This is a genomic window from Streptomyces sp. NPDC028928, from assembly GCF_055564915.1.
In genome coordinates this window covers 8,061-34,273 of the sequence record NZ_JBVHVI010000008.1, presented here as the reverse complement: position 1 = coordinate 34,273, position 26,213 = coordinate 8,061, and the positions used below count along the sequence as shown (strand labels likewise).

18 protein-coding genes, 2 tRNA genes, 1 pseudogene and 1 riboswitch are annotated in these 26,213 nt (G+C 74.0%); of the genes and pseudogenes, 11 read left to right on the top strand and 10 right to left on the bottom strand.

Annotated elements, in window-relative coordinates:
- From ACZ4U1_RS19920 to ACZ4U1_RS19910, 3 genes and pseudogenes are all read left to right on the top strand, one after another.
- Positions 1–242: pseudogene (locus ACZ4U1_RS19920) on the top strand (DEAD/DEAH box helicase); the annotation flags it as partial.
- A gap of 139 nt (positions 243–381) precedes the next feature.
- Complete coding sequence (locus ACZ4U1_RS19915) at positions 382–1,887, top strand: amino acid permease (protein WP_467904784.1); 1,506 nt, start codon at positions 382–384, stop codon at positions 1,885–1,887.
- A gap of 100 nt (positions 1,888–1,987) precedes the next feature.
- Positions 1,988–2,060: transfer RNA gene (locus tag ACZ4U1_RS19910), tRNA-Lys, on the top strand.
- Between the two features lie 16 nt (positions 2,061–2,076).
- On the opposite strand, the gene ACZ4U1_RS19905 is transcribed toward ACZ4U1_RS19910, so the two are convergent.
- Both ACZ4U1_RS19905 and ACZ4U1_RS19900 read right to left on the bottom strand, forming a co-directional pair.
- Entirely contained in the window at positions 2,077–2,676 is a 600-nt protein-coding gene (locus tag ACZ4U1_RS19905) for a TetR/AcrR family transcriptional regulator (RefSeq protein WP_467904783.1), read from the bottom strand.
- Positions 2,677–2,744: 68 nt separating this feature from the next.
- Positions 2,745–3,434 (bottom strand): TetR/AcrR family transcriptional regulator C-terminal domain-containing protein, encoded by a 690-nt coding sequence (locus ACZ4U1_RS19900; RefSeq protein WP_467904781.1) that lies wholly within the window; start codon positions 3,432–3,434, stop codon positions 2,745–2,747.
- Between the two features lie 146 nt (positions 3,435–3,580).
- Here ACZ4U1_RS19900 and ACZ4U1_RS19895 point away from each other — a divergent pair, with 146 nt between their 5' ends.
- Positions 3,581–4,219 carry an NADPH-dependent FMN reductase gene (locus ACZ4U1_RS19895; protein WP_467904779.1) on the top strand — a complete coding sequence of 213 codons (639 nt, stop codon included), beginning with the start codon at positions 3,581–3,583 and terminating at the stop codon, positions 4,217–4,219.
- 16 nt (positions 4,220–4,235) lie between these two features.
- Positions 4,236–5,654, top strand: coding sequence for a DHA2 family efflux MFS transporter permease subunit (locus ACZ4U1_RS19890; protein WP_467904778.1), 1,419 nt, complete (start codon positions 4,236–4,238; stop codon positions 5,652–5,654).
- Between the two features lie 7 nt (positions 5,655–5,661).
- Here ACZ4U1_RS19890 and ACZ4U1_RS19885 read toward each other — a convergent pair whose 3' ends face one another.
- Together ACZ4U1_RS19885 and ACZ4U1_RS19880 are read right to left on the bottom strand one after the other, a co-directional pair.
- Positions 5,662–6,288, bottom strand: a complete 627-nt coding sequence (locus ACZ4U1_RS19885; RefSeq protein WP_467904776.1) for a GTP cyclohydrolase II — start codon at positions 6,286–6,288, stop codon at positions 5,662–5,664.
- A gap of 80 nt (positions 6,289–6,368) precedes the next feature.
- A complete protein-coding gene (locus ACZ4U1_RS19880; protein WP_467904775.1) occupies positions 6,369–6,875 on the bottom strand; it encodes a MarR family winged helix-turn-helix transcriptional regulator in 507 nt (168 codons plus the stop codon).
- A 64-nt stretch (positions 6,876–6,939) separates the two neighbouring features.
- On the opposite strand from ACZ4U1_RS19880, the gene ACZ4U1_RS19875 reads away from it, so the two are divergent.
- Positions 6,940–8,073 (top strand): dihydrofolate reductase family protein, encoded by a 1,134-nt coding sequence (locus ACZ4U1_RS19875; protein ID WP_467904773.1) that lies wholly within the window; start codon positions 6,940–6,942, stop codon positions 8,071–8,073.
- A 70-nt stretch (positions 8,074–8,143) separates the two neighbouring features.
- On the opposite strand, the gene ACZ4U1_RS19870 is transcribed toward ACZ4U1_RS19875, so the two are convergent.
- Positions 8,144–8,217, bottom strand: a tRNA-Met gene (locus ACZ4U1_RS19870).
- A gap of 124 nt (positions 8,218–8,341) precedes the next feature.
- On the opposite strand from ACZ4U1_RS19870, the gene ACZ4U1_RS19865 reads away from it, so the two are divergent.
- The 3 genes from ACZ4U1_RS19865 (at position 8,342) to ACZ4U1_RS19855 (ending at position 11,998) form a co-directional block, all read left to right on the top strand.
- Positions 8,342–9,547, top strand: a complete 1,206-nt coding sequence (locus ACZ4U1_RS19865; protein ID WP_467904772.1) for a PP2C family protein-serine/threonine phosphatase — start codon at positions 8,342–8,344, stop codon at positions 9,545–9,547.
- Between the two features lie 222 nt (positions 9,548–9,769).
- A riboswitch (cyclic di-AMP (ydaO/yuaA leader) is annotated at positions 9,770–9,936 on the top strand.
- A 9-nt stretch (positions 9,937–9,945) separates the two neighbouring features.
- Positions 9,946–10,983, top strand: a complete 1,038-nt coding sequence (locus ACZ4U1_RS19860; protein WP_467904770.1) for a M23 family metallopeptidase — start codon at positions 9,946–9,948, stop codon at positions 10,981–10,983.
- Positions 10,984–11,053: 70 nt separating this feature from the next.
- Positions 11,054–11,998, top strand: a complete 945-nt coding sequence (locus tag ACZ4U1_RS19855; protein WP_467904768.1) for an aldo/keto reductase — start codon at positions 11,054–11,056, stop codon at positions 11,996–11,998.
- Positions 11,999–12,005: 7 nt separating this feature from the next.
- Here ACZ4U1_RS19855 and ACZ4U1_RS19850 read toward each other — a convergent pair whose 3' ends face one another.
- The 4 genes from ACZ4U1_RS19850 to ACZ4U1_RS19835 form a co-directional block, all read right to left on the bottom strand.
- Positions 12,006–13,382 carry a PrsW family intramembrane metalloprotease gene (locus tag ACZ4U1_RS19850; protein ID WP_467904767.1) on the bottom strand — a complete coding sequence of 459 codons (1,377 nt, stop codon included), beginning with the start codon at positions 13,380–13,382 and terminating at the stop codon, positions 12,006–12,008.
- 42 nt (positions 13,383–13,424) lie between these two features.
- Positions 13,425–14,261, bottom strand: coding sequence for a tRNA (guanosine(46)-N7)-methyltransferase TrmB (trmB, locus tag ACZ4U1_RS19845; protein ID WP_467904765.1), 837 nt, complete (start codon positions 14,259–14,261; stop codon positions 13,425–13,427).
- 39 nt (positions 14,262–14,300) lie between these two features.
- Positions 14,301–15,512, bottom strand: a complete 1,212-nt coding sequence (gene lhgO, locus ACZ4U1_RS19840) for an L-2-hydroxyglutarate oxidase (protein ID WP_467904764.1) — start codon at positions 15,510–15,512, stop codon at positions 14,301–14,303.
- Positions 15,513–15,678: 166 nt separating this feature from the next.
- Positions 15,679–17,103, bottom strand: coding sequence for an MFS transporter (locus tag ACZ4U1_RS19835; protein WP_467904763.1), 1,425 nt, complete (start codon positions 17,101–17,103; stop codon positions 15,679–15,681).
- 724 nt (positions 17,104–17,827) lie between these two features.
- Between ACZ4U1_RS19835 and ACZ4U1_RS19830 the strand changes: the two genes are divergently transcribed.
- Together ACZ4U1_RS19830 and ACZ4U1_RS19825 are read left to right on the top strand one after the other, a co-directional pair.
- The gene (locus tag ACZ4U1_RS19830) at positions 17,828–19,903 is read left to right on the top strand and encodes an asparagine synthase-related protein (protein WP_467904762.1); all 2,076 of its coding nucleotides are present in this window, start codon (positions 17,828–17,830) and stop codon (positions 19,901–19,903) included.
- Positions 19,904–20,140: 237 nt separating this feature from the next.
- Positions 20,141–23,458, top strand: a complete 3,318-nt coding sequence (locus ACZ4U1_RS19825; RefSeq protein WP_467904760.1) for a BTAD domain-containing putative transcriptional regulator — start codon at positions 20,141–20,143, stop codon at positions 23,456–23,458.
- On the opposite strand, the gene ACZ4U1_RS19820 is transcribed toward ACZ4U1_RS19825, so the two are convergent.
- Positions 23,445–25,373, bottom strand: coding sequence for a sigma-70 family RNA polymerase sigma factor (locus ACZ4U1_RS19820; RefSeq protein ID WP_467904759.1), 1,929 nt, complete (start codon positions 25,371–25,373; stop codon positions 23,445–23,447). The two genes, ACZ4U1_RS19825 and ACZ4U1_RS19820, sit on opposite strands and share 14 nt — an antisense overlap.
- Positions 25,374–26,213: the final 840 nt, after the last annotated feature.

Below are 26,213 nucleotides of genomic sequence, written 5' to 3'. Positions count from 1 at the left end.
TTGACCGCAACGACCGGGGTGGCCGTTCCTTCGAGCGCCGCGACGACCGGGGCGGCTTCCGCCGTGACGAGCGTGGCGGCCACCGGGGCAGCGACCGTCCGTTCAACCGCGACCGCCGCGACGACCGCCCGGGCTTCCGCTCCGGCGGCCACGAGCGCCCCTACGGCCGTCGTGACGACCACCGCGGCACCGGTTCCTTCGGCCGCCGCGAGGACAAGCCGCGCTGGAAGCGCAACGGCTGACGCCGCGGCTGACGCCGAGTGAGACAGGGCAAGGGCCCGTACGACACCGTTCGTACGGGCCCTTGCCCGTACCCGGACCATCGCTTTCCGGTCACCAAGTGACGCATATCACATCCCCGGTGAGGGAATTGCTGGGGGCATGACAGATGACGCGAGAGCCGGTGGCCCGTCGGACGAGGAACGGCTGGCCCAGCTCGGCTACACCCAGGTCCTCGCCCGCCGTATGTCGGCGTTCTCGAACTACGCCGTCTCCTTCACGATCATCTCGGTGCTGTCCGGCTGCCTGACCCTCTACCTCTTCGGCATGACCACGGGCGGCCCCGCGGTGATCACCTGGGGCTGGGTCGCGGTCGGCCTGATGACCCTGTTCGTGGGCCTGTCCATGGCCGAGATCTGCTCGGCGTACCCGACCTCGGCCGGCCTGTACTTCTGGGCCCACCGTCTGGCGCCCGCGCGCTCGGCGGCGGCCTGGGCCTGGTTCACCGGCTGGTTCAACGTGCTGGGCCAGGTGGCGGTGACCGCGGGCATCGACTTCGGCGCGGCCTCCTTCCTGGGCGCCTGGCTCAACCTCCAGTTCGACTTCCGGGTGACCCCCGGCCGCACCGTGCTGCTCTTCGCGGCGATCCTCCTCCTGCACGGCCTGCTGAACACCTTCGGTGTCCGGATCGTCGCCTTCCTGAACAGCGTGAGCGTGTGGTGGCACGTCCTCGGGGTCGCGGTGATCGTCGGCGCGCTCGCACTGGTCCCCGACCACCACCGGTCGGCGTCCTTCGTCTTCACGCACTTCGTCAACGAGACCGGCTGGGGCAGCGGCCCGTACGTCGTCCTCCTGGGCCTCCTGATGGCCCAGTACACCTTCACCGGCTACGACGCCTCCGCCCACATGACCGAGGAGACCCACGACGCGGCCACGGCGGGTCCGAAGGGCATCGTCCGCTCCATCTGGACGTCCTGGATCGCCGGCTTCGTCCTGCTCCTCGGCTTCACCTTCGCCATCCAGTCGTACGACAGGGAACTCGCGTCCCCCACCGGCGCCCCGCCCGCCCAGATCCTCCTGGACGCGCTCGGCGCCACGGCCGGCAAACTCCTCCTCCTGGTGGTCATCGGTGCCCAGCTCTTCTGCGGTATGGCCTCCGTGACCGCCAACAGCCGCATGATCTACGCCTTTTCGCGGGACGGCGCGCTGCCCTTCTCGCGCGTCTGGCGCACGGTCAGCCCGCGCACCCGGACCCCGGTCGCGGCGGTCTGGCTGGCCGCGCTCGGCGCCCTGGCGATGGGCCTGCCGTACCTGATCAACACGACGGCCTACGCGGCGGTGACGTCCATCGCGGTCATCGGCCTCTACATCGCGTACGTCATCCCGACCTTCCTCCGCGTCCGCAAGGGCGGCGCGTTCACGCCCGGCCCCTGGCACCTGGGCCGCTGGTCGCGTCTCGTCGGAGTGGTCTCGGTGATCTGGGTGCTGGCGATCACGGTCCTCTTCATGCTGCCCCAGGTCTCCCCGGTCACCTGGAAGACCTTCAACTACGCCCCGGTGGCCGTCCTGGTCGTCCTCGGCTTCGCGACGGCCTGGTGGCTGGCCTCGGCCCGCCACTGGTTCCTCAACGGGCGCCCCGCGCCCGCCACCGTCCCGGCCGAAAAGTGACCATCCCTCCCGCTCCCGCCACTCCCGACGTGGCCGCGTCGCCGATACCCGATCGGCGACACGGCCTCGTCCGGCTATGCTCGGACACGCAACATCGCACGGGCCGTTAGCTCAATTGGCAGAGCAGGGGACTTTTAATCCCTTGGTTGTGGGTTCGAGTCCCACACGGCCTACCGAGAGGACCCCAGGTCAGGGCTGAGCCGACCTGGGGTCCTCGGCTTCCACGATCCGTTCCACCGCCGCCGTCACCAGCGCGTCCCGTTCCGCTTCCGTGAGGACCCCCGGAAGGGTGAGCTGCTCGACGATCAGCCAGTTCAGGGTGAGGTACAGCAGTTTGACGGCGGTGGCGTCGCCGGGGAGGCCGCCGGCCTCGTGGTAGGCGACGTTCGCGTCGAGGTCGGCGCGGACGCGTTCGGTGAGGATCGCGCGGAGTTCCGGGCGGCGGGTGGCTTCCAGGCGGAGTTCCAGCAGGGCGAGGTAGCCGGTGCGGAAGGACGCCACGCGGCCGACCAGTTCGCGCATCAGCCGGCCGTAGGTGTCCCGGTCGCGGGCCGCGGTCCGGTGGCGTTCGAGGGTCGCCTCGTCGGGCTGGAGCCGCTCGTAGACACGGGCGCCTGCCTGGGTGAGCAGGTCGTCGCGGCTGGAGAAGTAGTTGGACGCCGTGCCGGTGGGCACGCCGGCCTCGGCGTCCACCGCCCGGAAGGTCAGCCCCCGCGCGCCCTCCCGGGCCAGCACCTCGATCGCCGCGTCGACGAGTGCGGCGCGCCGCTGGTCGTTCCGTCTCACCATGGGTCTCGGCTCCGGGTGCGGTGGGATCTGCTCGTCACTCCGGGCAGAGTACTACGTACACAGTGCTTTCAGGGGTTCGCCGCGTACGCCCGCAGGAACGCGCTCACCCCCGCCCTGAGCAGCCGGTCCGTCTCCGCCTCCGGCAGGGGCAGGACGCCGTAGTGGGTCGTCTGGATGATCCGGTGCGAGATCAGGGCCGTGAAGTGGCCCGCCGCCAGGCTCGCGTCGCCGTGCAGGTTCAGCAGGCCGGCGTCCTCCAGGCGGGCCATCGCCTCGGTGAGGGCCCGGCCGACCGGTTCCGGCCCGGCCTCGTGCCAGGCTCTGAGGACCTCGGGCGGTACGTGGTCGGCCTCCGCGTGGATGTGCCGGACCAGGGCGAAGTGGTTGGCGTAGTCGGTCATGAGCCCGTTGAAGGCGCGGGCCAGCGCGACCAGGTCGCGTTCCAGCTCGTCGGGGCGGGGCGGGCGCTCCGGGTGCAGTACGGCGTCCAGGCGCGCCAGTTGGGCGTCCCGGACCTCGCTCGACGTCCACGTCACGACCGTCTGGAAGAGCTGCGCCTTGCCGCCGGGGAAGTGGTTGTAGAGCGTGCGCGTGGAGACGTCGGCCGCGGCGGCGAGCGCGTCGACCGAGGCGCGGGCGTACCCCTCGCGGCCGAAGACCGTGCAGGCCGCGCTCGCGATGGCCATCTGCTTCTGCAGCTTGCGCGGTGACACCTCGCGCCGCGCCTGCTCCAGCCGGGACTCGTTCGTCTGGCCCACGCCCGCCTCCTTCGTGACCAGCCAACTCTAACCGACTTACAACGGGCGTTGTATTTTCTACAACGAGCGTTGTACTTTGCTGTCCGAAGAGTCCGCAGACCCGTCCGGCGACTGTCGCCGGAGGTTCTCTCCAGAGGGGGACAGCTGTGTCCGTCACCACTTCCGTCACCGATCCCGGTGCCCGTGCCGCCGACGACCGCCCGCTCCGCGTCGCCGTCATCCTCGGCAGCGTGCGCGAGGGGCGCCTCGGCCGGGCCGTCACCGACTGGTTCCTGACCACCGCCGCCGCCGTCGACCCGGGCCTGGACCTCGACGTCGTCGACCTCGCCGAGGTGGACCTGCCGCTGGTGATGCCCGGCTGGGGCGGCACGCCGAGCCCCGAGGCGGTCGCCGCGCTGAAGGAGGTCTCGCCGCGGCTCGCCGCCGCCGACGCGTTCGTGGTCGTCACACCCGAGTACAACCACAGCTTCCCGGCGCCCCTGAAGAACCTCATCGACTGGCACCACCGGGAGTGGCAGGCCAAGCCGGTCGGTTTCGTGTCGTACGGCGGTCTCGGCGGCGGGTTGCGCGCCGTCGAGCAGCTCCGGCTGGTCTTCGCCGAACTGCACGCCGTGACCGTCCGCGACTCGGTCAGCCTGCACGGCCCCTGGTCCGGGCTCGGCGAGGACGGCGTCCCGCGCGACGCCGAGGTCTGCGCCGGGGCCGCCAAGGGCATGCTCGGCCAGCTCACCTGGTGGGGACGGGCCCTGCGGGCCGCGCGGGCCGAGCGCCCCTACGCGGGCTGAGCGCGGGGTGGGGGAGATGCGTACGACCGAGCCCGCCGTGGCACCGGCCCGCCCGGTGCCGGAGCCGTCCACGGCCCTGAACCGCACCCTGGCCGTCACCGTCATCGGCTCCGTGATGGCGGTGCTGGACATGACGATCGTCAACGTCGCGCTGCGCCGGCTCTCGCAGTCCTTCGACGCCTCGCTGGAGACCATCCAGTGGACCGCCACCGCGTACACGCTCGCGCTGGCCGCCGTCATCCCGACCGCCGCCTGGGCCATGGCCCGGATCGGCGCCAAGCGCACCTATCTCACCGCGCTCACCCTGTTCACCCTCGGTTCGCTGCTCGCCGCGTGCGCCTGGGACGCGGGCAGCCTCATCGCCTTCCGGGCGGTGCAGGGGCTCGGCGGCGGGCTGCTGCAGCCGGTCGGCATGGCGATGGTGATGGGCGCGGCCGACCGCGGCCGGCTCGGCCGTGCGATGGCCATCGGCGGACTGCCCATCCTGGTCGGGCCGGTCGCCGGGCCGGTGCTCGGCGGCTGGCTGCTCGACGCGGCCTCCTGGCACTGGATCTTCCTGGTGAACCTGCCGGTCGGCGCCCTGGCCCTGGCCCTCGCCCTCCGGCTGCTCCCCGCGGACGCGCCGCCGGCGGGGCCCGGCCGGACCGCGCCCCGCCTGGACCTCCCCGGCCTGCTGATGCTCTCGCCCGGCCTCGCCCTGCTCCTGTACGGCCTGGCCCGGGGCGGTGAGCGCGGCGACTTCACGGCGCCCGGCGCCCTCGTGCCGACGCTCGCCGGCGCGGCCCTCGCGGCGGCCTTCGTCCGACGGGCGCTGACCGCCTCCGCACCGCTGCTGGACCTGCGGCTGCTGCGCGACCGCTCCTTCGCCGCCGGCGTCGGCACGCTCGTCCTGTTCACCTGCGGCTACTTCGGCTCGATGCTGCTCGGCCCGCTGTACTGGCAGCAGGAGCGGGGCCTGAGCGCCACGGCGGCCGGGCTGCTGGGCGCGCCGGTCGGTCTTGTCGTCGGTACGACGATGCAGATCGCGGCGCGCAAGGTCGACCGGGTGGCCCCGCGCCGGCTGATCCCGGCCGGTATCGCGGTGGCGGCCCTCGGGATGGCACTGATGGCCTGGCAGTCGGGGGTGCCCGGGGTCGCGCCCTGGCGGATGGTCGTATCGGCCATGGTGATGGGCGTCGGCACCGGCATGGTGCTGATGCCGACGATGACCACCGCGAGCCGGGAGCTGCCCCGGGAGCGGCTGGCCGGGGCGAGCACCGCGCTGAGCATCACCTCCCAGCTGGGCGCCTCGATCGGCACGGCCACCCTGTCACTGGTCCTGTCGGCGGCGACCCCCGGACCGGCGGCCTTCCGCACGGCCTACGCGGCAGCGGCGGCCCTCCTCTCCCTGGCCGTCCTCCCGGCGCTCCTCCTCCCCGGCCGCCGCCGGGGGTGATCCCAGGTCAGCCGGCGCTCAGCTCCGGCAGGGGGAGGGTGTGCTGGGTCTGGAGGACCTTCGCGCGGAGGTAGCGGACGTTGTGGGCCGTGGTGAAGACGCCGGTCGGCACCCGGTCCCGCACCGCGATGCCCCGCGCGCGCAGCTGCCCGGCCTTGTCGGGGTTGTTGGACAGCAGGTCCAGCTCGGTGATGCCGAGGGCGCCGAGCATCTGCGCGGCGGCCGTGTAGTCGCGGGCGTCCTCCGGGAGGCCGAGGGCGGCGTTCGCCTCGTAGGTGTCCAGGCCCTGGTCCTGGAGGGCGTACGCGTCGAGCTTGTTGTAGAGGCCGATGCCCCGGCCCTCCTGGCGGAGGTAGAGCAGGACACCGCCGCGGCCGGCGATGCGCTCGACCGCCTCGCGCAGCTGCGGGCCGCAGTCGCAGCGGGCCGAGCCGAAGACGTCACCGGTCAGGCACTCGGAGTGCAGCCGGACCAGCGGGACCGGGCCGGGGTCGCCGAGGACGAGGGCGAGGTGCTCCTGGCCGTCGGTGAGGCCGTGGAAGGTGACGAGTTCCGCGTCGGCGCGGTAGCCGTCGGCGAAGCGCAGCGGTACCCGGACGCGGGCGCGCGGGGTGGCGGCGGGGAAGTCGGGCATGCGGGTCCCTCCGGGGCGGTTGCTTCAGTTTTGAAGCAGTGGTCCGGAGGGACCCTACCGCTGCTTAAAAGTTAAAGCAATCAGCAGGAGGAGCGGCGCCGCCAGGGCACGTCGTCGGCGCCGGACTCGGTGTCCTCGCCCTGCAGCCCGCGCGCGATCCCCGTGCAGATCTCCTCCAGCTGCCCCACCTGCTCCGGGGTCAGCCGGTCGAACAGCAGGGAGCGGACCGTCTCGACGTGCCCCGGTGCCGTACGCTCCAGTACGGCCATCCCCGCGTCCGTCAGCACCGCGAGCGAGCTGCGCCTGTCCCAGCGGCAGTCCTCCCGGCGCACCAGGCCGTCCCGCTCCAGCCGGGTCACCACGTACGTCAGCCGGCTGCGCGTGATCTTCAGCGTCTCGGCGAGATCGGTCATGCGCAGCCGGCGCTCGGGCGCCTCGGAGAGGTTGGCCAGCACCGAGTAGAACAGGTGCGGCATGCCACCCTCCTGCTGGAGCTGCCGGTCGATCGCGTCCTCCAGGAGGCGGGAGGCGGCGATGTAGGCGCGCCAGGCGCGCTGCTCCTCGGGGGTGAGCCAGCGGGTCGTCATGCCGCCAGTGTAGGTTTGTTCAAAAATTGAACCAAGCCGTCCGCCTCCGGAAGAGAGGGCGCCGATGCCCCTGCCGTACGTGCTGCTGTCCGCCGCCGTCTCCCTCGACGGCTACCTGGACGACACCGGCCCCGAGCGCCTGCTGCTGTCCAGCCCGGCCGACTTCGACCGGGTCGACGCGGTACGGGCCTCCGTCGACGCCATCCTCGTCGGCGCCGGCACGATCCGCGCCGACAACCCCCGCCTGCTGGTCAACTCCGCCGAGCGGCGCGCGGCCCGGGTCGCGGAGGGCAAGCCGGAGTACCCGCTGAAGGTCACCGTCACCGCCACCGGCGACCTCGACCCGGAGGCCAACTTCTGGCACACCGGCGGCGAGAAGCTCGTCTACAGCACCGACCGAGGTGCCGAGCGGGCCGCCCGCCTCATCGGGCGCACCGCCGACGTCGTCCCGCTCGGCCCCGCCCTGGACTGGCGGGCCCTGCTGGAGCACCTCCACGACGAGCGCGGCGTCGGGCGCCTGATGGTCGAGGGCGGCGGCACGGTCCACACCCAGCTCCTCCACCAGGGCCTCGCCGACGAGCTGCAGCTGGTCCTCGCCCCGCTGTTCGTCGGCGACCCGGCGGCCCCGCGCCTCTTCGGACCCGGCGCCTACCAGGCCGGACGCCTGCGCCTGCTCGACACCCGGCGGATCGAGGACGTCGTCCTCATGCGGTACGTGCCCACCGCCCCCGGCACCGGCCCGCTGCCCACCGCCGCCGACCGCCACTGGCTGCGCACCGCCTGCGAACTCGCCGAGCTGTGCCCGCCCTCGGAGACGGCGTTCAGCGTCGGCGCGGTCGTGGTCGCGGCCGACGGTACGGAGCTGGCCCGCGGGCACTCCCGTGAGGGCACCGACCCCGTGGTCCACGCGGAGGAGGCGGCCCTCGCCAAGATCGATCCGGCCGAGCCCCGGCTGGCCGGCGCCACCGTGTACAGCAGCCTGGAGCCGTGCGCCCGCCGTGCGTCGCGCCCGGCGCCGTGCGCCGAGCTGATCCTGCGGGCGGGGGTGCGCCGGGTGGTCACCGCCTGGCGCGAACCCGACACGTTCGTCCACGCGGCCGACGGCACGGGGGTGCTGACCGCCGCGGGAGCGCACGTCGTCCTGCTCCCCGAGCTGGAGGACCTCGCCAAGGCGCCGAACGTCCACCTGCTGGGGTGAGGCGGGCCCGGCCCGGGCCGGAAACACTCAGGGCCCGGAATCCTTGGGATTCCGGGCCCTGAGCCTTCAGTAGCGGGGACAGGATTTGAACCTGCGACCTCTGGGTTATGAGCCCAGCGAGCTACCGAGCTGCTCCACCCCGCGTCGTTGTGACTCCAGTGTACGTCATCCGCGGGACCACTCGCACACCCCTTTCGGTCCACACCGGTCGCCGCCCGCTCCGGGGCCCGGAAACCTGGAGACACGTCGGACATGTGGGAGACACGCGGTGCGCCCTGGAAAGGTGGAGGAGAGCCCGTACGCCAGGGCGGGCGGCCGGCTCCCCGGTGCCCCCGTGCCCGACCCGGGCCTCGGCGGCGGGCCCCCGCCGGTGCGCGCCCGGCGCCGGCCGAGCCCGCGTGCGCAGGCCCGCGCCCTGCCCGCGCTCCTGATCGCCTGCGGGATCGGGTACGGCCTGCTCACCCCGCAGCAGTTCACCGCCGTACCGTTCTTCACCGCCGCCCCACTGGTCGCCGCGCCCCTCTCCGCGCTGCGCACCACCGTCCTCACCGGCCTCGCCTCCCTCGCCGCCGCCTACGCCGTGCACACCGACGCCGGGGTCCACCCGGCCGTGGGCACGCTCACCGACGTGGTCACCGTGGCCACCGTCGCCCTGCTGGCCGTCGCCATCAACCGGGTCGTCCGCCGCGGCGACCGGCGGCTCGCCTCCGCCCGGGAGATCGCCGAGGCCGCCCAGCGGGCCGTCCTGCCGGAGCCGGACGCCCGGATCGGCGGCTTCGAGATCGCCGCCCGCTACGAGGCGGCACGGCAGGACGCGTTCATCGGCGGCGATCTGTACGCGGTGCAGGACACGCCGTACGGCGTCCGGCTGGTCGTTGGGGACGTGCGCGGCAAGGGCATGGGCGCGGTCGCCGCCGTCGCCGTGGTGATCGGCGCGTTCCGGGAGGCGGCCGAGCAGGAGGCCGCGCTGGAGGAGGTGGCCGAACGGCTGGAGCGGGCGCTGGCCCGTGAGGGCACCCGGCGCGACGGGATCGACGCCTTCGAGGGGTTCACCACCGCGGTCCTCGCCGAACTCCCGCACGGCGAGGGCGTCGTACGGATCGTCAACCGCGGCCACCCGCCGCCGCTGCTGCTGCACGCCGACGGCACCCTGCGCACCCTGACGCCGGGCGAGCCCGCGCTGCCGCTCGGCATGGCGGGGCTGGGCCGGTGGCCGGACCGGGCCACCGAGGCCCGCTTCCCGGTCGGCGCCACCCTGCTCCTCCACACCGACGGCCTGTCCGAGGCCCGGGACGCCCACGGCCGCTTCTACGACCCCGAACGGCGGCTCGCCGGGCGCACCTTCCCCGGCCCGGCCGCGCTGCTCGACCGGCTCGCCGCGGAGGTGCGCCGGCACTCCGGCGGCGGTATGACCGACGACATGGCGCTGCTCGCGGTACGGCGCCCCCTGCGGGATGTCACCGACGGTGAGTGAGCGAGTGCCGTGCGCATAACATCTGAGTCACCATCAAAACCGGAAGTGACTCCTGAACACTGCCGAAGGTTGGTCAACTCGCCCGGTTTGGCGGGGTAGTGGGTGATAGATCCGCCGGTAAAGACCTTAATGATCAAGCCGAACGGCTTGGAAAGTGACTGGCAGGTCTATTAACGTTCGATAACGCAGCGCGGTCGTCCCAGCCGTCACAAGAGACGGCTCCGTGCGCACGCGCCGAATCCCGCGAGGGAGCCGGGGAACCACCTTTCTGGGGTGAATCACGCGGATACCGCCGTGAACTCATGGAGTCCACGACCGGTATACGCGCGTAGGAGACCTTCCTGCTCCGAACCCGTCAGCTAACCCGGTAGGCGGAGGAAGGAAAGGAGCACGCCCGCGTGGCGTCCAACCGGCCTGTCCCCGAAGCCCCGTTCATACCGGCACAGCGCGACAACGAGACCTTCGGCTACGTCGCCTACCGCGCCGAAGAGGGCCCGTGGGAGGAGTGGAACCCCACCGAGGACTCCGTCGCCCCGGTCCGCGGCCGGCACCGCGTCGCCAAGCAGCGCGGCGGCTTCGCGCGCAGCTCCACCGTCCTCGGCGTCGGCGTCATCGCCGCGGTCGGCGCGGGCGGCATGGCCAGCGCCAACACCGGCAAGCCGCCGGTCTCCATCTCCCTGCCCGACCTGCCCTCCGTGGGCTCCCTCTTCGACGACGGCTCCGCCGACACCCGGGCCACCGAGGCCGGCACCACCGCGCTGAGCAGCGTCGGCGTGGCCACCGCCGAGGGTGAGGACGGCACCGACGCGGGCGAGGCCCTGCGCAACCGGATCATGGCCCAGGCCGAGCAGCAGCAGGGCCAGGCCGAGAGCAAGGCCACCGCCGTCGCGCTCGCCACCGCCGAGAAGCAGGCCGCCGACGCCGCCGCCAAGGCCGAGAAGCAGGCCGCCGCCGAGGCCGCCGAGGCCAAGGAGAAGGCGGAGGCCGCCGCCGCGAAGAAGGCCGAGGAGGAGCGGCTGGCCAAGCTGGCCAAGCAGTACACGCTGCCGACCTCCTCGTACACGATCACCTCGACCTTCGGCCAGGCCGGCTCGATGTGGTCCTCCGGCTACCACACCGGTCTCGACTTCGCCGCCCCCACCGGCACCCTGATCAAGGCCGTCCACAGCGGCACGATCACCGAGGCGGGCTGGGCCGGCGCCTACGGCTACCGCACGATCCTCACCCTCGACGACGGCACCGAACTGTGGTTCTGCCACCAGTCCTCGATCAGCGTCACGGCCGGCCAGAAGGTCTCCACCGGCGAGGTCATCGGCCGCGTCGGCGCCACCGGCAACGTCACCGGCCCGCACCTGCACCTGGAGGTCCACCCCGGCGGCCAGGCCACCGGCATCGACCCGATGGCATGGCTGCGCGACAAGGGCCTCACCCCCTGAGCCACCCCTTTGCCCTGACTCGGCGCCGGCGGCGGGATGCGATCATCCCCCGCCGGCGTTGACATGACGTATGACGTCACTACGTAAACTCGGCCCTTCCGACCTCGAGGTCTTCCCGCTCTCCCTCGGCGGCAACGTCTTCGGCTGGACCGCCGACGAGCAGACCTCCTTCGCCGTCCTGGACGCCTACACGGCGGCCGGCGGCAACTTCATCGACACCGCCGACGCCTACTCCGCCTGGATCGAGGGCAACAAGGGCGGCGAGTCCGAGACGATCATCGGCAAGTGGGTCAAGGCCCGCGGCAACCGCTCCGACGTCGTGATCGCCACCAAGGTCAGCCGGCACCCCGAGTACCAGGGGCTGTCCGCCGCCAACATCAAGGCCGCCGCCGACGCCTCCCTGCGCCGCTTGGACACCGACTACATCGACCTCTACTACACCCACTTCGACCAGCCCGAGGTGCCGGTCGAGGAGATCATCGGCGCGCTGGACGAGCTGGTGCGGGCCGGCAAGGTCCGGCACATCGCCGCCTCCAACATCAGCGCCGAGCGCCTGAAGGCCTCCCTCGACTTCTCCGAGCGGGAGGGCCTCGCCCGCTACGTCGCCCTCCAGCCCCACTACAACCTGGTCTCCCGCGACACCTACGAGGGCCCGCTGCAGGACCTCGCGGCCCGGGAGGGTCTCGCCGCCGTCCCGTACTACGCCCTGGCCTCCGGCTTCCTCACCGGCAAGTACCGGCCCGGTACGACCGTCGACAGCGCCCGCGCCGGCGGAGCCCAGAAGCACGCCGACTCCGAGCGCGGCCAGAAGGTCCTCGCGGCCCTGGACGAGGTCGCCGCGGCCCACGAGGCCCCTCTCGCCACGGTCGCCCTGGCCTGGCTCGCCGCCCAGCCGACGGTCACCGCCCCCATCGCCTCCGCACGCACGGTGGAACAGCTTCCGGCACTGCTGGGGGTGGCGGAGCTGACGCTGACGGAGACCGAGCTGGCCAAGCTGACGGAGGCGTCGGCCTAGTTCCGGGCTACGTCCGGTACGGGTTGTACGCGGGATACCCCGGATAGACGGGACTTCCGGGATAGACGGGAGTCCCGGGATAGACGGGAGTCCCGGGATGGACGGGAGTCCCGGGCCGCGACATCGCCGGATGCCCGTACGGCGCCCCCCAGTACACCGGTACCACCGGAACAGCGGCCCGGCTCGCGTACTCCAGCGCGGGCCGGGCCACACCGCGCCGCTTCCACAGCTCGTCCAGGAGCTCCCGCTCCCGTACGACGAAGTCGGCGCCGGCCTTCCCCGTGCGCCCCCGGTGCCGGAGGAACGCGAGCGAGGTGGCGTACCCCTCGTACCGCGCCACCTCCCGCGCCGCCGGGCGCCCATGGTGGTGCCGGGCGTAGTCGCGGGCCATCCGCCGCGCCCGCATCGATCCGAGCGCGAACGGCTCGGCCGGGCCCAGCCACCCGGCCTGCACATACGCCGGCAGCTCCGCCCGCACGGTGCGCAGCTCCCGCTGCCGGATCCAGATCGCGAGCCAGGTGAGCAGCCCGAACGCGGGCACCATGAAGGCGCCGTAGACGGCGAAGAAGCCGTACTCGCCGAAGGTGGAGGAGCCGTTCCAGAAGGCGTGCATGCCCATCGCGAGCAGCAGCCCGCAGACCGGCAGCAGGACCCGCCGCACGTGCTGCCGCTCGGCGGACAGCGCGGCGATGCCGAAGCCGATGCCGGTGAGGACGGTGAACAGGGGGTGCGCGAACGGGGACATCACGATGCGCACGAAGAAGGTGGCGGCGGTGACGGAGGCGATGCCGCGGTCGCCGGTGAGCTGGTCGGTCCCGAAGGCCGTACCGAGGTAGAGGATGTTCTCGGTGAACGCGAACCCGGTGGCGGTGACGCCCGCTATCACCACGCCGTCCACGATCCCGGTGAAGTCACGTCGGCGGAAGAGGAAGACCAGCAGCACGGCGGCGGCCTTCGCGGACTCCTCCACGATCGGGGCTATCACGGTGGCGCCGAGGGTGTCGGCGCCGGCCGGGTCCGCGGTGGAGGTGGCTATCCACTTCGTCGCGAAGCTGTTGGCCACGATGGCTATGAGTGCCGCCGCACAAGCACCCCAGGCGAAGGAGAAGACCAGGTTCCGCCAGGGGCCCGGCTCCACCCGGTCCAGCCACCGGAAGGCGGCTATCAGCCAGGGCACGGGCAGCACCGCCAGGCCGAGCCCGACGAGGAAGCCCTCGGTGCCGGTCTGTCGCCGGACGAGGGCGAGGATGACCAGTCCGGACAGTGCCAGCAGGCTGCTCAGTGCCCCGTACCGCACCCACCGGCGCTGCCACCAGTGCGGGTGGCGGAGCACACCGTCGCCGGGGCTCGGGGGACACGTCGGAAACGGAGGACTGGTGGCCACGGCATCGACCCTAACGGGGACGGGACGAGGGGCTGGAGCGGATTATCGGTCCTGCTCAGCGGTCCTGTGCGGTACGCGTCGGAACAGCAGATCGTTCACCACATGTCCCTTGTCCAGTCCCTGCCCCTCGAAACGGGTCAGCGGACGGAACGCGGGGCGCGGGGAGAAGCCGCCGTCCGGCTGGGTGTTCTCGAAGTCGGGGTGCGCGGTGAGCACGTCCAGCATCTGCTCGGCGTACGGCTCCCAGTCGGTCGCGCAGTGCAGGATCGCGCCGGGCTTCAGCCGGGTCGCGGCGAGTGTCAGGAACGCCGGCTGGATGAGCCGCCGCTTGTGGTGCCGCTTCTTGGGCCACGGGTCGGGGAAGTAGACGCGCAGCCCGTCCAGCGAGTCCGGGCGGAGCATCTCCCGCAGCAGGATGATCGCGTCGCCGTTGGCGACCCGGATGTTGGACAGGCCGTTCCGCTCGGCGAGACCCAGCAGGTTTCCCTGGCCGGGGGTGTGCACGTCGACGGCGAGGATGTTGGTGTCCGGGTCGCCCGCGGCCATCTGCGCGGTGGCCTCGCCCATCCCGAATCCGATCTCCAGGACCACGGGACGGTCGTTCCCGAACAGCTCGCCGAGGTCGATCACCCGCTGCCCGTCGATGTCCAGGCCCCACGTGGGCCACAGCCGCTGCAGGGCGTCGGCCTGCCCGGCCGTCACCCGGCTCCGCCGTGGCTGGAAGCTCCGGATCCGCCGTTCGAAGTGCGACCCGGCGGGATCCGCCTTGGGGCCGTCCGGAAAACGCGGCTCTCCCTTGGCCCGGGTGTGCCGGACGGGGACACCGGGCGGGTGGGGGGCCGGGGAGGCGGCTTCGGGGGCGTTGAGGAAGTCAGACACAGTACGACAGATTTTACGGCGCTCTCCGCGGGAGCCCGCTCAGCCGAGGCTCCCGAGCATCTCCAGCACCCGGCGCCCCACCTCCCTCCCGATCGGCAGGGACGCCGTGGCCGCCGGGGACGGCGCGTTGAGCACGTGCACCGCCCGCGCCCCCTCCCGGATGAGGAAGTCGTCCACCAGCGTCCCGTCCCGCAGCACCGCCTGCGCCCGCACCCCGGCCGGTGCCCGCACCAGATCGTCGGCCTCCACGCAGGGCAGCAGTCTGCGCACGGCCTCCAGGAACGCCCCCTTGGACACCGACCGCCGCAGCTCACCGGCCCCGTACCGCCAGTGCCGCCGGGCGATCGCCCAGGATCCGGGCCACGCCAGCGTGCCGGCCAGCTCCCGGGGCCGTACGACCCCCCAGTCGTACCCCTCCCGGGCCAGCGCCGGCACCGCGTTGGGGCCGATGTGCACGCCCCCGTCGATCCCCCGGGTCAGATGCACCCCGAGGAACGGGAACGCCGGGTCCGGCACCGGATACACCAGCCCCCGCACCAGCTCCGGCCGGGCCAGCTCGTAGTACTCCCCGCGGAACGGCACGATCCGCACCTCGGGCTCGTCGCCGGTCAGCCGGGCCACCTCGTCGCAGTACAGCCCGGCGCAGTTCACCAGCACGCGCGCGCGGACGACGTCCCCGGCCGCGGTGAGCACGGCCACACCCCGCTCAGGCCGCCGGTCCACCCGGACCACCTGGGCGCCGTACCGGATCTCCGCGCCGGAGGCCCGCGCCAGCTCGCGGGCGACGCCCACGAAGTCGCACACCCCGGTCGTCCCGACGTGTATCGCGGCGAGGCCGCGCACCTCCGGTTCGTACGCGGTGATCTGCGCGGGGCCCAGCTCCCGCACCGGGATGCCGTTCTCCCGGCCGCGCTGCACGAGCGCGTGCAGCCGGGGCAGCTCCTCCCGCTCGGTGGCGACGATCAGCTTGCCGGTGACGGCGTGCGCGATGCCGTACTCGGCGCAGAACTTCACCATCTCGGCGGCGCCCCGCACCGCGTACCGCGCCTTGAGCGAGCCCGGGCGGTAGTAGATCCCGCTGTGGATGACCCCGCTGTTCCGCCCCGTCTGGTGCTGGGCGGGCCCGGCCTCCTTCTCCAGCACGGTCACCCGCGTACCGGGCGCGGCCCGCGTGATCGCATACGCCGTCGACAGCCCGACGATCCCCCCACCGATCACGAGCACATCACAGTCGTACGCCCCGGCCAGCACCGAGCACCACCTCCACTCCCGATAGTGCACTGCGCCACTGACAGTGCCTTCAAACGCCGGTCGGGGGCGGCGCCCCGAAAGGGGCGCGGGGAACCGCGCGATCAACCACGAACGACCCGGGGCCGACGAAGTGCAGCACCCCGGCAGACGCTGAAGCCGCGCAGCTCTACGCCGGTGCCATCAGCAGCGGCCGAGCCCGCTCCCGCAGCTCCACCACCCGCGGCTCGTCCCCGTACGGCTCCAGCCGGTGCAGAAGATCCTTCACGTACTCCGTCGTCCGCGCCGAGGAGATCCGCCCCGCCACCTCCACGGCCCGCACCCCCTGCTCACAGGCGGCGTCGAGGTTCCCGGACTCCAGCTCGGCGACCGCGGAAACGACCAACCGCAGCCCGTGCGACCGCACGAACTCCTCCGTCGGCTTCGACAGGGCCTGCTCGGTGAACCGCCGTACCTGACGCGGCGCCTTGAGATCCCGGTAGCACTCCGCGGCATCCGCGGCGAACCGGTCGTAGCCGTAGAAACCCAGCCAGGAGGGATCGTTGTCCCCGGGACGGGACCGCTCCAGCCAGCCCTCCGCCGCCTTCAGCGCCGTGCCGGCCGCCTGCGCGTCCCCCGCGCGCGCGTGGGCCCGCGCCTCGACCAGCCGGAAGAAGCTCATCGTCCGCGCGGTCGCCAGCCCCCGGTTGCGCTCCAGGGCCGCCTGCGCGAGATCCACGCCCTCGTCGCCGAACCCCCGGTAGGTGGCCTGCAGCGACATGGACGCGAGGACGTAGCCCCCGAGGGGGACGTCCGCCGCCGCGCGAGCGAGCCGCAGCGCCTGGATGTAGTACCGCTGGGCGGCCTCCTGCTGCCCGGTGTCGAAGGCCATCCACCCGGCGAGCCGGGTGAGTTCGGCGGAGGCGCCGAACAGGGCGCGGCCGACCTCGTCGGAGTAGGAGCCGAGCAGCAGCGGTGCCGCCTCCACCCGCAGGCACTCCGGCACCATCGACGAACGCCAGTCCCCGCCGCCGTACTTGGAGTCCCAGCGCCTCGCGTCCTCGGCGGCCTCCCGCAGTTTCTGCACATCGCTGTGGCCGACTTTGATCGGTGCGCCGGACCCCTCGACGGAGCCCGCCTCCCGCGCGACCGAGCTGTCGGCGGGGGTTATCAGCCATCGTGAGGCAGGCGTTGCGTATGCGCTCACTGCGAACGATCCGGCGAGGGACTGCCAGATGCCGCCGGAGCCGGCACGGCGGCCGGCGAGGTCGAGACGGTACAGCTCCGTGGCCGACTTGACCGCCTGCCCCACGTCCCGGGGGAAGGCGAGGCCCACCTCGGGCGCGGGATCCGCGTCCGCCAGGCCGATCTCGTGGAGCGGCACCGGACGGCCGAGCTTCTGGCCGATGGCGGCCGCGATGAGGTGCGGCGCCGCACCCTGCGGCACCATGCCCTTCGACACCCAGCGCGCCACCGACGTCTTGTCGTAGCGAAGCGTCAACCCGCGTTGGGCGCCGAGGTCGTTGACGCGGCGGGCGAGTCCCGCATTGCTGATTCCCGCGAGGGCGAGAACGGCGCCGAGCTTTTCGTTCGGCCCGCGTTGCTCCCTGGACATGCGCCACCCCTCGACACAGACGGCTGTCGCGCTGGCATAACCACGCGGCATTCGTAAACCCAGCGTAGTTCGCCGCATCCCAAGCGTTAAGGGGCATTGTTCCGGATGGCGGGATTGTGGTCCGTACGGAAGTGCGGCCCTGTACGCACCGTGCACGGTCTGTCGCCGCGTGCCCCCGCCCGTGTGGCCGTGCGCCCGTCCGTGCGCTCTTCTCCGGCCACCGGGGGAGCGGTTCCATGGCTCTTGCGTGGGTCGGCCCGCTGTACTGGATCCAGTGGGCTGGGGGACACCGCCACCTTCATCCCCGCGGGTGGCGGACCGGTCCGGGAGGCGATGCCCGCCTCCCGGACCGTGCGCGCGTCCGCGCTGCCGCGCGCTCACCAGGCCTGTACGGAGCGTGCTCAAACCCCGGACGCCGTCTTTTATTTGGCCGAAAACCGACCCCTGTCCGACGGGGTGGATCCCCGCCGCGACCATGCAACTTGAGGGCGCTAAGGGCGGGTTGGGGGCGCGCGTGGGGGGCGCATTCACGCCGCGCCGATCGGGTGCCGTCCGGCCCGGACCTGCCCCGCGTCGGCCTTTCACCCGTCAACTGTCCTGGCCCGCCGCGCGAACTTCCCTCGATCGAAGGCGGCGCCGCCGATCCTCTCCGGCGCGCCCTTCATGGCAGCATGGGGTCCGGTTCGTACGGTGCACTGGTTGTCCACAGCCTGTGGAGGCGTCGATGCGGTGGTTGGTGGGTTGGAGCAGCGCCGCCGCGGGCACCGCCGGGATCGGCTCCGCGGGCGCCGTCGGATACGACGGCGAGACCCTGCACCCGGTCGGCTCCCAACTCCTGTGGGGCGACCCGGATCCACTGTGGGCCGTCGGCGACTGGCGCCCCGACGAGGTGCGCGTGGTGCACGCCGACGCGCAGCACCGGATCGCCGTCCTCGGCATCTGCGGCGCCACCGACGAGGAACTGCGGCGCGGACTGTTCACCGCGCGCGGGGGCGCGGTGCGCCATCTGACCACCTGGCCCGGCAGCTACACGGCCGTCGTCCAGGCCGGCCGCCGCATCACCGTCTGCGGCGATCTCGCGGGCGCCCGGCCGGTGTTCCACACCCCGTGGGCCGGCGGCACGGCCTACGCCACCGCCGCGCTGCCCCTCGCCGACCTCATCGAGGCCAACCTCGACTTCACCCACCTCGCCGCCCTGCTGGCCGCCCCGGACGTACCGGCCGCGCTGCGCGACACCACCCCGTACGACGGCGTACGGCGCCTTCCGCCGGGGCATGCGCTGGTGCTGCGTGCCGGAGCGCGGGAGATCGCCGGGTACGAGCCGGTCGCCTCCCTCGCCGTCTCCGCGCCCCCGGCCGACCCCGACCGCGCCGTGGACGCCGTACGCGACGCCCTCGTGGAGGCGGTCCGCACCCGGCTGTCGGCACCCCGGCACGTGCCCGACCTGGACCCCGGGCCGGTACCCGGCATGGGACCGGCCGAGCGGCGGGCCGCGCGCGGGATGCCGGTCCCCGGCATCGGCGCCGATCTGTCCGGCGGGCCCGCCTCCGGCACCCTCGCGCTGCTGGCCGCCGGGCTGCCCGGCAGACCCGGCACGCTTCTGGGCCACGGCACGGGCGCGGGGGAACGTCTCCTCGCCGTCACGTTCAACGATCTGACGGTGACCGGGCGCGAGGCCGAACTCGAACGCGCCGGAGCCCTGGCCGCCAACCCGCGGCTGCACCACGTCGTCGTCACCGGCGGCGAGGAGACCCTGCCGTACGCCGACCTCGACGGCCCCCTGACCGACGTGCCCGGACCCTCCCTGGTGCTGGCGGCCCGGCACCGCGCGCGGCTCGCCGCCGGCAGCGCCGACCACTTCACCGGCCACGGCGCCCGCCAGGTCCTGGACGCCCATCCCGCCCGCCTCGCCGACCTCCTGGTCGACCGCCGGCGGCGCCACCTGGTCCGGCCGGTCGCCGCGCTCGCGCGCGCGGACGGCTCGGTGCTGGTCCCCGCGCGCGTGTACGGCGCGGCCCGGCGCCTCGCCCGCACCCCCTACCGGGCGGGCCTGGAGGTCCTCGCCGAGCGGCTGATGCGGCGGCGGTTCGACGAACCCAAGGGGGCGGTCGGCGCGTCCCTCGCCGCGCTGACCTGGGCCAGACCCGGGCCCGCGGCCCGCTGGCTGACAGGTGAGGCACTGGCTGAAGTATCGGTTCTGCTCCAGGCGGAGGCGGACCGCTCCGGAACGGGCGCGCAGCGCCCCGGCGACTATCGCGCGCGTGCGGCACTCGCCCGGCACGCCGCCGACCTGCGCGTCCTGGAACAGGCCGCGCAGATCCGCTCCCAGCGCCTGCACGCGCCGTTCCTCGACAACCAGGTCGTCCGCGCCTGCCGGGACCTCCCCGAGGCCCTGCGCGTCCAGCCCGGCGCCCGCGCCGCCATCCTCCGTACGGTCCTGGAGGGCGCCGGCATCACCGACCTCCCGCCCGGCTGGGGCGCCCCCTCCCACGCCTCCACGGCGGCGGCCGCGCGCGCGGGCCTGCGGCTCGCGGCCGACCCCCTCCTGGACCTCTTCTCCACACCCCTGCTGGCCGACGCCGGCCTGGTCGAGGCCCGCGTCGTCCGCAAGGCCGTCCGCTCCGCCGCGGCCGGCGAGCCCCTCCCGCTGGACGGCCTGGCCGACCTCGTCTCCCTCGAACTCTGGCTCCGCCGCCTCCTGTCCCGCCGCGGCACGTGCTGGACGGGCACCCCGACACGGTCCCGCGCGGTCCCTTCGGGAATCCAGCCGAGAAGGAGCGCGCTGACGCCGGGGGCGTGAGCCGTCCGGCTGGGGAGCGGTACCGGTGGCCGGGGCGTGGTGAACCCGCGGGCCGTGCCGGGCTGATCGCGCAGTTCCCCGCGCCCCCAGGGAGCTGCAACACGGTCGGCTCCGCAGTTCCGCCGCCGCTGCGCGCCGGTGTGCGGGTCCCGTCCCGCCGCGGCAGAGGGCGTCCTCGGAACACCCGGCGCCGAAACCCCCGTGCCTCACCCCCCGCACCCCAGCCACAATGACCGGGTGCGGTACAGAATCCTGGGCGTAACCCAAGCAGCAGACGACCAGGGCACCCCCGTACCCATCGGCGGCCAACGCCTTCGCACGCTCCTCGCCGCCCTCGCCCTCCGCCCCGGCCGCACCGCGACCCCCGACACCCTCATCGACGAGGTCTGGGCGGACGACCCGCCCCAGGACGCCTACGCCGCGCTCCAGGCCCTCGTCGGCCGTCTCCGCCGTACCCTCGGCAGACACACCATCACCTCCACCCCGGGCGGCTACCGCCTCGAAGCGACCGAGGACGACGTGGACCTGCACGTCTTCGAACGCCTCACCCGCACCGGCACCCAGGCCCTCACCGCCGGCGACCCGGCCACCGCCCACCGCGCCCTCACCGAGGCCCTCGCCCTCTGGTACGGCCCGGCCCTCGCCGACCTCCCCGACCGCACCGCCGCCACCCGCCCCGACGCCCTGCGGCTGGAGGCGACCCGTGCCCGCGCCGCCGCGGCTCTCGCCCTCGGCCGCGCCCAGGAAGCCGTACCGGAGCTGCGGGAACTGACCGCCGCCCACCCCTACGACGAGCCCCTGCACGTCCTCCTCATCCGCGCCCTGCGCGACACGGGCCGCCCGGCCGACGCCCTCGCCGCCTACGAGTCCGCCCGCCGCACCCTTGCCGACACCCTCGGCACCGACCCCGGCCCGGAGCTGAAGGCCCTGCACGCGTCGTTGCTGAAACAGGAGCACCCGGAACACCCGGCGCGCCCGGAGCGCCAGGGGCCGCGGCCTCCCGCCCAGCCCCCCGAGCGCACCGGGAATCTCCGCCCCCGTCTGACGTCGTTCGTCGGGCGGGAACCAGAACTCAGGGCCATTCGTTCCGACTTGCACAGGACCCGCCTGGTCACCCTCACCGGACCGGGCGGCTCCGGAAAGACCCGCCTCGCCGAGGAGGCCGCCGCCTCGCTCCCCTCGGCCTGGCTGGTCGAGCTGGCCCCGCTCGACCGGCCGGAGGCGGTGCCCGGCGCGGTGGTCAGCGCGCTCGGTCTGCGCGAGACCGTGCTGCTGACCAACGACCTGGCGACCCCGCAGGCCGACCCCACGGCCCTGCTGATCGAGTACTGCGCCCCGCGCAGCCAACTCCTGATCCTTGACAACTGCGAGCACGTCATCGGCGCGGCAGCCGCCCTCGCCGAGACCCTCCTCACCCGCTGCCCCGGGCTCACGATCCTCGCCACCAGCCGTGAACCCCTGGGCGTCCCCGGCGAGTCGGTGCGCCCGGTCGAGCCCCTCGTCCCCGAGCAGGCGCACCGCCTCTTCACCGAGCGCGCGAAGGCCGTCCGTCCCGACGCCGACGCGGTGCTCGGCGACACCGAGGCCGTGGCGGAGATCTGCCGCCGTCTGGACGGGCTGCCGCTCGCCATCGAGCTGGCCGCGGCCCGGCTCAGGCTGCTGACCCCGCGGCAGATCGCCGACCGCCTGGACGACCGCTTCCGGCTGCTCACCTCCGGAAGCCGCACGGTCCTGCCCCGCCAGCAGACCCTGCGCGCGGTCGTCGACTGGTCCTGGGAGCTGCTGGACGAGCGGGAGCGGACGGTCCTGCGCGAGGTGTCGGTGTTCGCCGGCGGCTGGGACCTCGCGGCGGCCGAGGCCGTGTGCACCGGCCCGGCGGCCGACCTGATCGGCGCGCTGGTCGACAAGTCCCTCGTGGTCGCCGCCCCGCACGACCCGGACGGCACCGGCTTCGGGACGGGCATGCGCTACCGCATGCTGGAGACCATCCACGAGTACGCCACCGAGCGCGCGGCCGAGGTCCCCGGACTGCGCGCGGCGGCCGAGCGGCGCCACCGCGCGTGGGCGCGGGCGCTGGTGGAGGAGGCCGAGCCACAGCTGCGGTCGGCGGCCCAGCTCCCCTGGATCTCCCGCCTGGAGACCGAGCTGGACAACATCCGCGCGGCCCTGGACCGCGCGGTGCGCGCGGGCGACGAGGCGGAGGCGGGCGCCATCGTCCTGGCGATCGGCTGGTTCTGGTGGCTGCGCAACCACCGCCAGGAGGCGGTGGGCTGGGTACGGCAGGTGCTCCGCCTTGGCGCCGCCCTGGACACCCTGCCCGAGGGCGCGCCGCCCGGCGAGGCGTTGGCACGGGCGGAGTCCGCCGACCCGGTCGGCGCGTTCCTCGCCGCCCCCGACGGCGAGGCCGGGCATCCGCTGCGCGAGCTGCGGATGGACCTGCGCATGCTCGACCTGTTCCTGACCTCCGAGACGGACGCGGAGAACCTCGCGGCCGACGACCGCGCCGAGGAGTACCTCGCGCGCGTGCGGGCGGCCTACGAGGGCGGCGGCCCCCCGGCCGCCCGCCTCCCGGGCGTCGTCTGGCCGCTGACCGCCTACTACCTGGGCGGCCCGGCGGACCTCCGCCCGGACCTGTCCGCGGCGATCGACAACTGCCGGCGCCACGGCGGCGACTGGGAGGTCGCGGTCGCCCTGATGTACCGCGCCCATGTGACCGTCGACTCACCGGGCAACCTGCGTGGTGTGGACGAGGACCTGGCCGAGCTGCGGGTACTCAGCCGGCGCGTCGGCGACCGGTGGGTGCGGGCGCAGGTGTGCAGCGCGGCCGGCGAGGCGGCCATGGCCCGGGGCAGGTACCACGAGGCGCGCGGCGAGTACGAGGAGGCGCTGCGGCTCGCCCACGAGGTGGGCGCGCACGCCGAGTCCCCGTTCCTGATCGCCCGGCTCGCCGAGATCTCCTACCGCTCCGGCGACCGGGAGGCCGCCCTGGCCGCCCTGGACGAGGCGGGGGCGGCCGCGGACCGGTACGCGCTGCCGGAGTCCCGGGCCTTCGTCCTGCTGCTGCGCGCCCACATCGCCCTGCACGACGGGCAGCCGGCCCTCGCGCGCGAGCTGTACGACGCGACCTGCGCGCTGGTCGGGGACGGCACCCCGCCCCCGCAGTTCGTGGCCGACCAGCGGAAGGTCGAGGCGCTGCTCGTGGCGGCCGAGTCCGGACCGGCGCAGGGGATGCCGGTCCTCGCGGACGCCCTGCGGCGGGCCGTGGCCGACCGCTGCGCGGAGTCGATCACGGCCGGACTGGTGGACGTGGCGGCCGGCCTGCGGGCCCGGCTCGGGGATCTGCCGGGCGCCCTCAGGCTGTTCGCCGCCGCCGATCACTGGCGGGACGGCCGCGAGCGCCCCGAGCCGGAGCGCAGCGAGGCCGCCCGGGTGCGCGCCGGTGCCCGCGCGGCGCTCCCGGCCGGCCATTACGCCGCCGAGTGCGCCCGGGGCGCGACCCTGGGTGTGACGGACGTCCTGGAGGAGCTGGGCGCCGTGCCGGCTACCGGCAGGTGAACCGGGACTCGGCCCAGTCCGCCAGCGCCGCCTCGTCGAAGGCGTTGCTGTGCGGTTCCACCACGAGCCGTACGGTCCTGCGCCCGGTGAGGTCCACATGGACGGGGACGGCCCGGTCGCGGCCCTTGACCATGCCGGACCGCCACAGCGGGACCCCGTCGGCGTAGACGGAGAAGCGCACCTTGCCGAGGCCCAGCGTCATGTCGTCGACGCCGGCCAGTGCGTCGTAGGCGGTGCACGACCGGTTGAGGGCGATGGTGACGGAGGACTCGCCGTGCACGGTGACCCCGCGCGCGTACTGCTTGCCGCCGATCGACATGCCGTACCGCTGCCACACCCAGCTGCTCTCGCCCAGCGCGATCTCGGGCCCGGTGCCGTCGCCGGTGGCGTCGAAGCGCAGGTCGCTCAGCTCGTAGACGACGGGGGCGGGCGGCGGAGTGGGCGTCGGTGTCGGTTTCGGCCTCGGCTTCGGGGTGGGAGTGGGCGTGGGCGTCGGGGCCGGTGTGCGCGTCGGGGTGGGCGTGGGCCTGGGTGTCGGCGGAGGCGGGTCGAGGGCCACGGGCTCGGCCGAAGGTTCGGGTGAGGGCTTGGCCGACGGCGTAGGCGAGGGGGCGGGCGTCGTCTCCGGCGGTGCGGGCGGGGGCGTCTCGGGCCGTACGACGGTGGCGGACGGCGCCGGCCGGGCGACCTCCTTCGCCGGATGGCTGTCGTTCACCAGGGCCAGCGCGACCGCGGTGGCGGCCACCGCGACCACACCGGCCGCGATGCCGGCCTTGACCGGTGCCCCGAGCCCCTCGGAGGCCGCGGCCCCGCCCGCGCCGGACGCCCCGCCGGACGCCCCGCCGGACGCGGCGGCGGCCCCGGCCGCCCCGGCCCCTGCGCTGCCGGCCACGATCCCGAGGGCCTTGGCGTACCCGGCGGCCCCGAACCAGCCGATGACGGCGACCGGTACGACACCGGGGATGCCGCTCGCGACCTCTTCGATCTGGGCCGCCGCCAGCCGGCACCTGGCGCACTCCTCCAGGTGTTTGCGCAGGCCCCGCTCGGCCCGGATGCGCAGCTTGCGGCGGGCGTAGGTACCCAGCTGGTCGGCGTAGCGGGCGCACTCCTCGTCGTGGGTGAGGGTGGCGCTGACGTGGGCCTGGAGATAGGCCTGCTTCAGCCCTTCGCGCGCGCGGCTGGCGAGCACCCGGGTGCCGTTGGCGTCCAGCCCGAACAGGACGGCCACCTCGCTCGGGGACTCGTCCTCCACCTCGGTGTGCCACAGCACGGCCTGCCAGCGTTCGGGCAGTGAGCGGAAGGCCCGCATGGCCATGGACTGCTCGGCCTCGTGCAGGGCGCGGACGTCGGCGCCGAGATCGAGGCCCGCTCCGGAGGAGCCGATGAACGCGGTGTCGGCGGACGCCTCCGGGACCCGGGCGGCCTGCTGGGCGAAGACGGCGAAGTCGTCGACGAGCTGCTCGCGCCGGGCGGACTTGGTCCAGTGGGCGGCGACCCGCCGCACGGAGGTCAGCAGATAGGCCCGCACCGCATGCTCCGGCCCGGCCCCGCCCCGCACCGCCTGCAACATCCGCGCGAACACCTCGGCAGTGAGGTCATCGGCGGTGTGCCCGTCACGGCAGCAGGTCCGCGCATACCGCCGCACCGCGTCCGCATGCCTGCGGTACAGCTCCTCGTAGGCGGAGTCGTCACCGCCGCGCATCCGCTCGATCAGCTCGCCGTCGGCGGGCGGCATCTCCCGGGGCGGCGGCAGCACGCTGCCCTCACGCTGGGCCGGCACGCTCCCGTCGCCGCGACCGGAGGAGGCGGAGGAAGCAGGGCGGCCGCCTTGGTTCGGTACGTGGGGCGAGGCCAACCCGAGGCTCTCCGCGTCCCCGTCGTCACCGTGCGACTCGTCCCACCCGTCAACGCCCATCGCCGACAGCCCCCGACACCGGCCAAGCCCAACCCGTCACCGGCTCAGGGTGCCACACGGGCTTCCCCCGGGACCCCCTCCCGCACACCCCATCCACTCATCCGAGCGGACTTCCCCCCCAACCCCGAACACCCCTCGAACACCCCTGGGGAAGGCCTACCGCAGACGCAGCCGACCAGGCCGTCGCGGTCCCCTCAGGGAAGACCCGACCGGCGACCGACACACCCGCCGTCGGGCCCTCTGCGAGGCGGAGCCGCCGTCGACCAGTGCGGGTGAAGCCCTCTGGCGGAGCGAGTGCCCCTGCGAGGCATAGCCGCCGTCGAGCGGAGCAGGCGCCCCCCGCAGGACGCAGTCGCCATCGACCGACGCAGGCACCCCCCCGCGAGGGGGAGTCGCCATCGTGCGGTGTGGGTGAAGGGCTGGGGAGCGGGTTCAGTGGGGGGCGAGCCGGCGTCGCAGGGGTCCCCCGTTCCGGTCGACGGCGAGCCAGCCCTCCACAGGGGTCCCCCGTTCCGGTCGACGGCGAGCCCGCCCTCCACAGAGGCCACCCGCATTCGCCGACGCCCAGCCCGCCCCCCAAGGGCCACTCGCACCCGCCGACGGCGAGCCCGCCCTCTACAGGGCCACCCGCACTCGCCGACGGCGATTCCGCCCTGCCGGGGTCCCCCGTTCCGGTCGACGGCGGGCGCCCCCCGCAAGGGGCCACTCGCACCCGCCAACGGCGCCCCCCCCGTAGGGGCCACCCGCACCCGCCGACGGCGAGCCCGCCCTCTACAGGGCCACCCGCACTCGCCGACGGCGATTCCGCCCTGCCGGGGTCCCCCGTTCCGGTCGACGGCG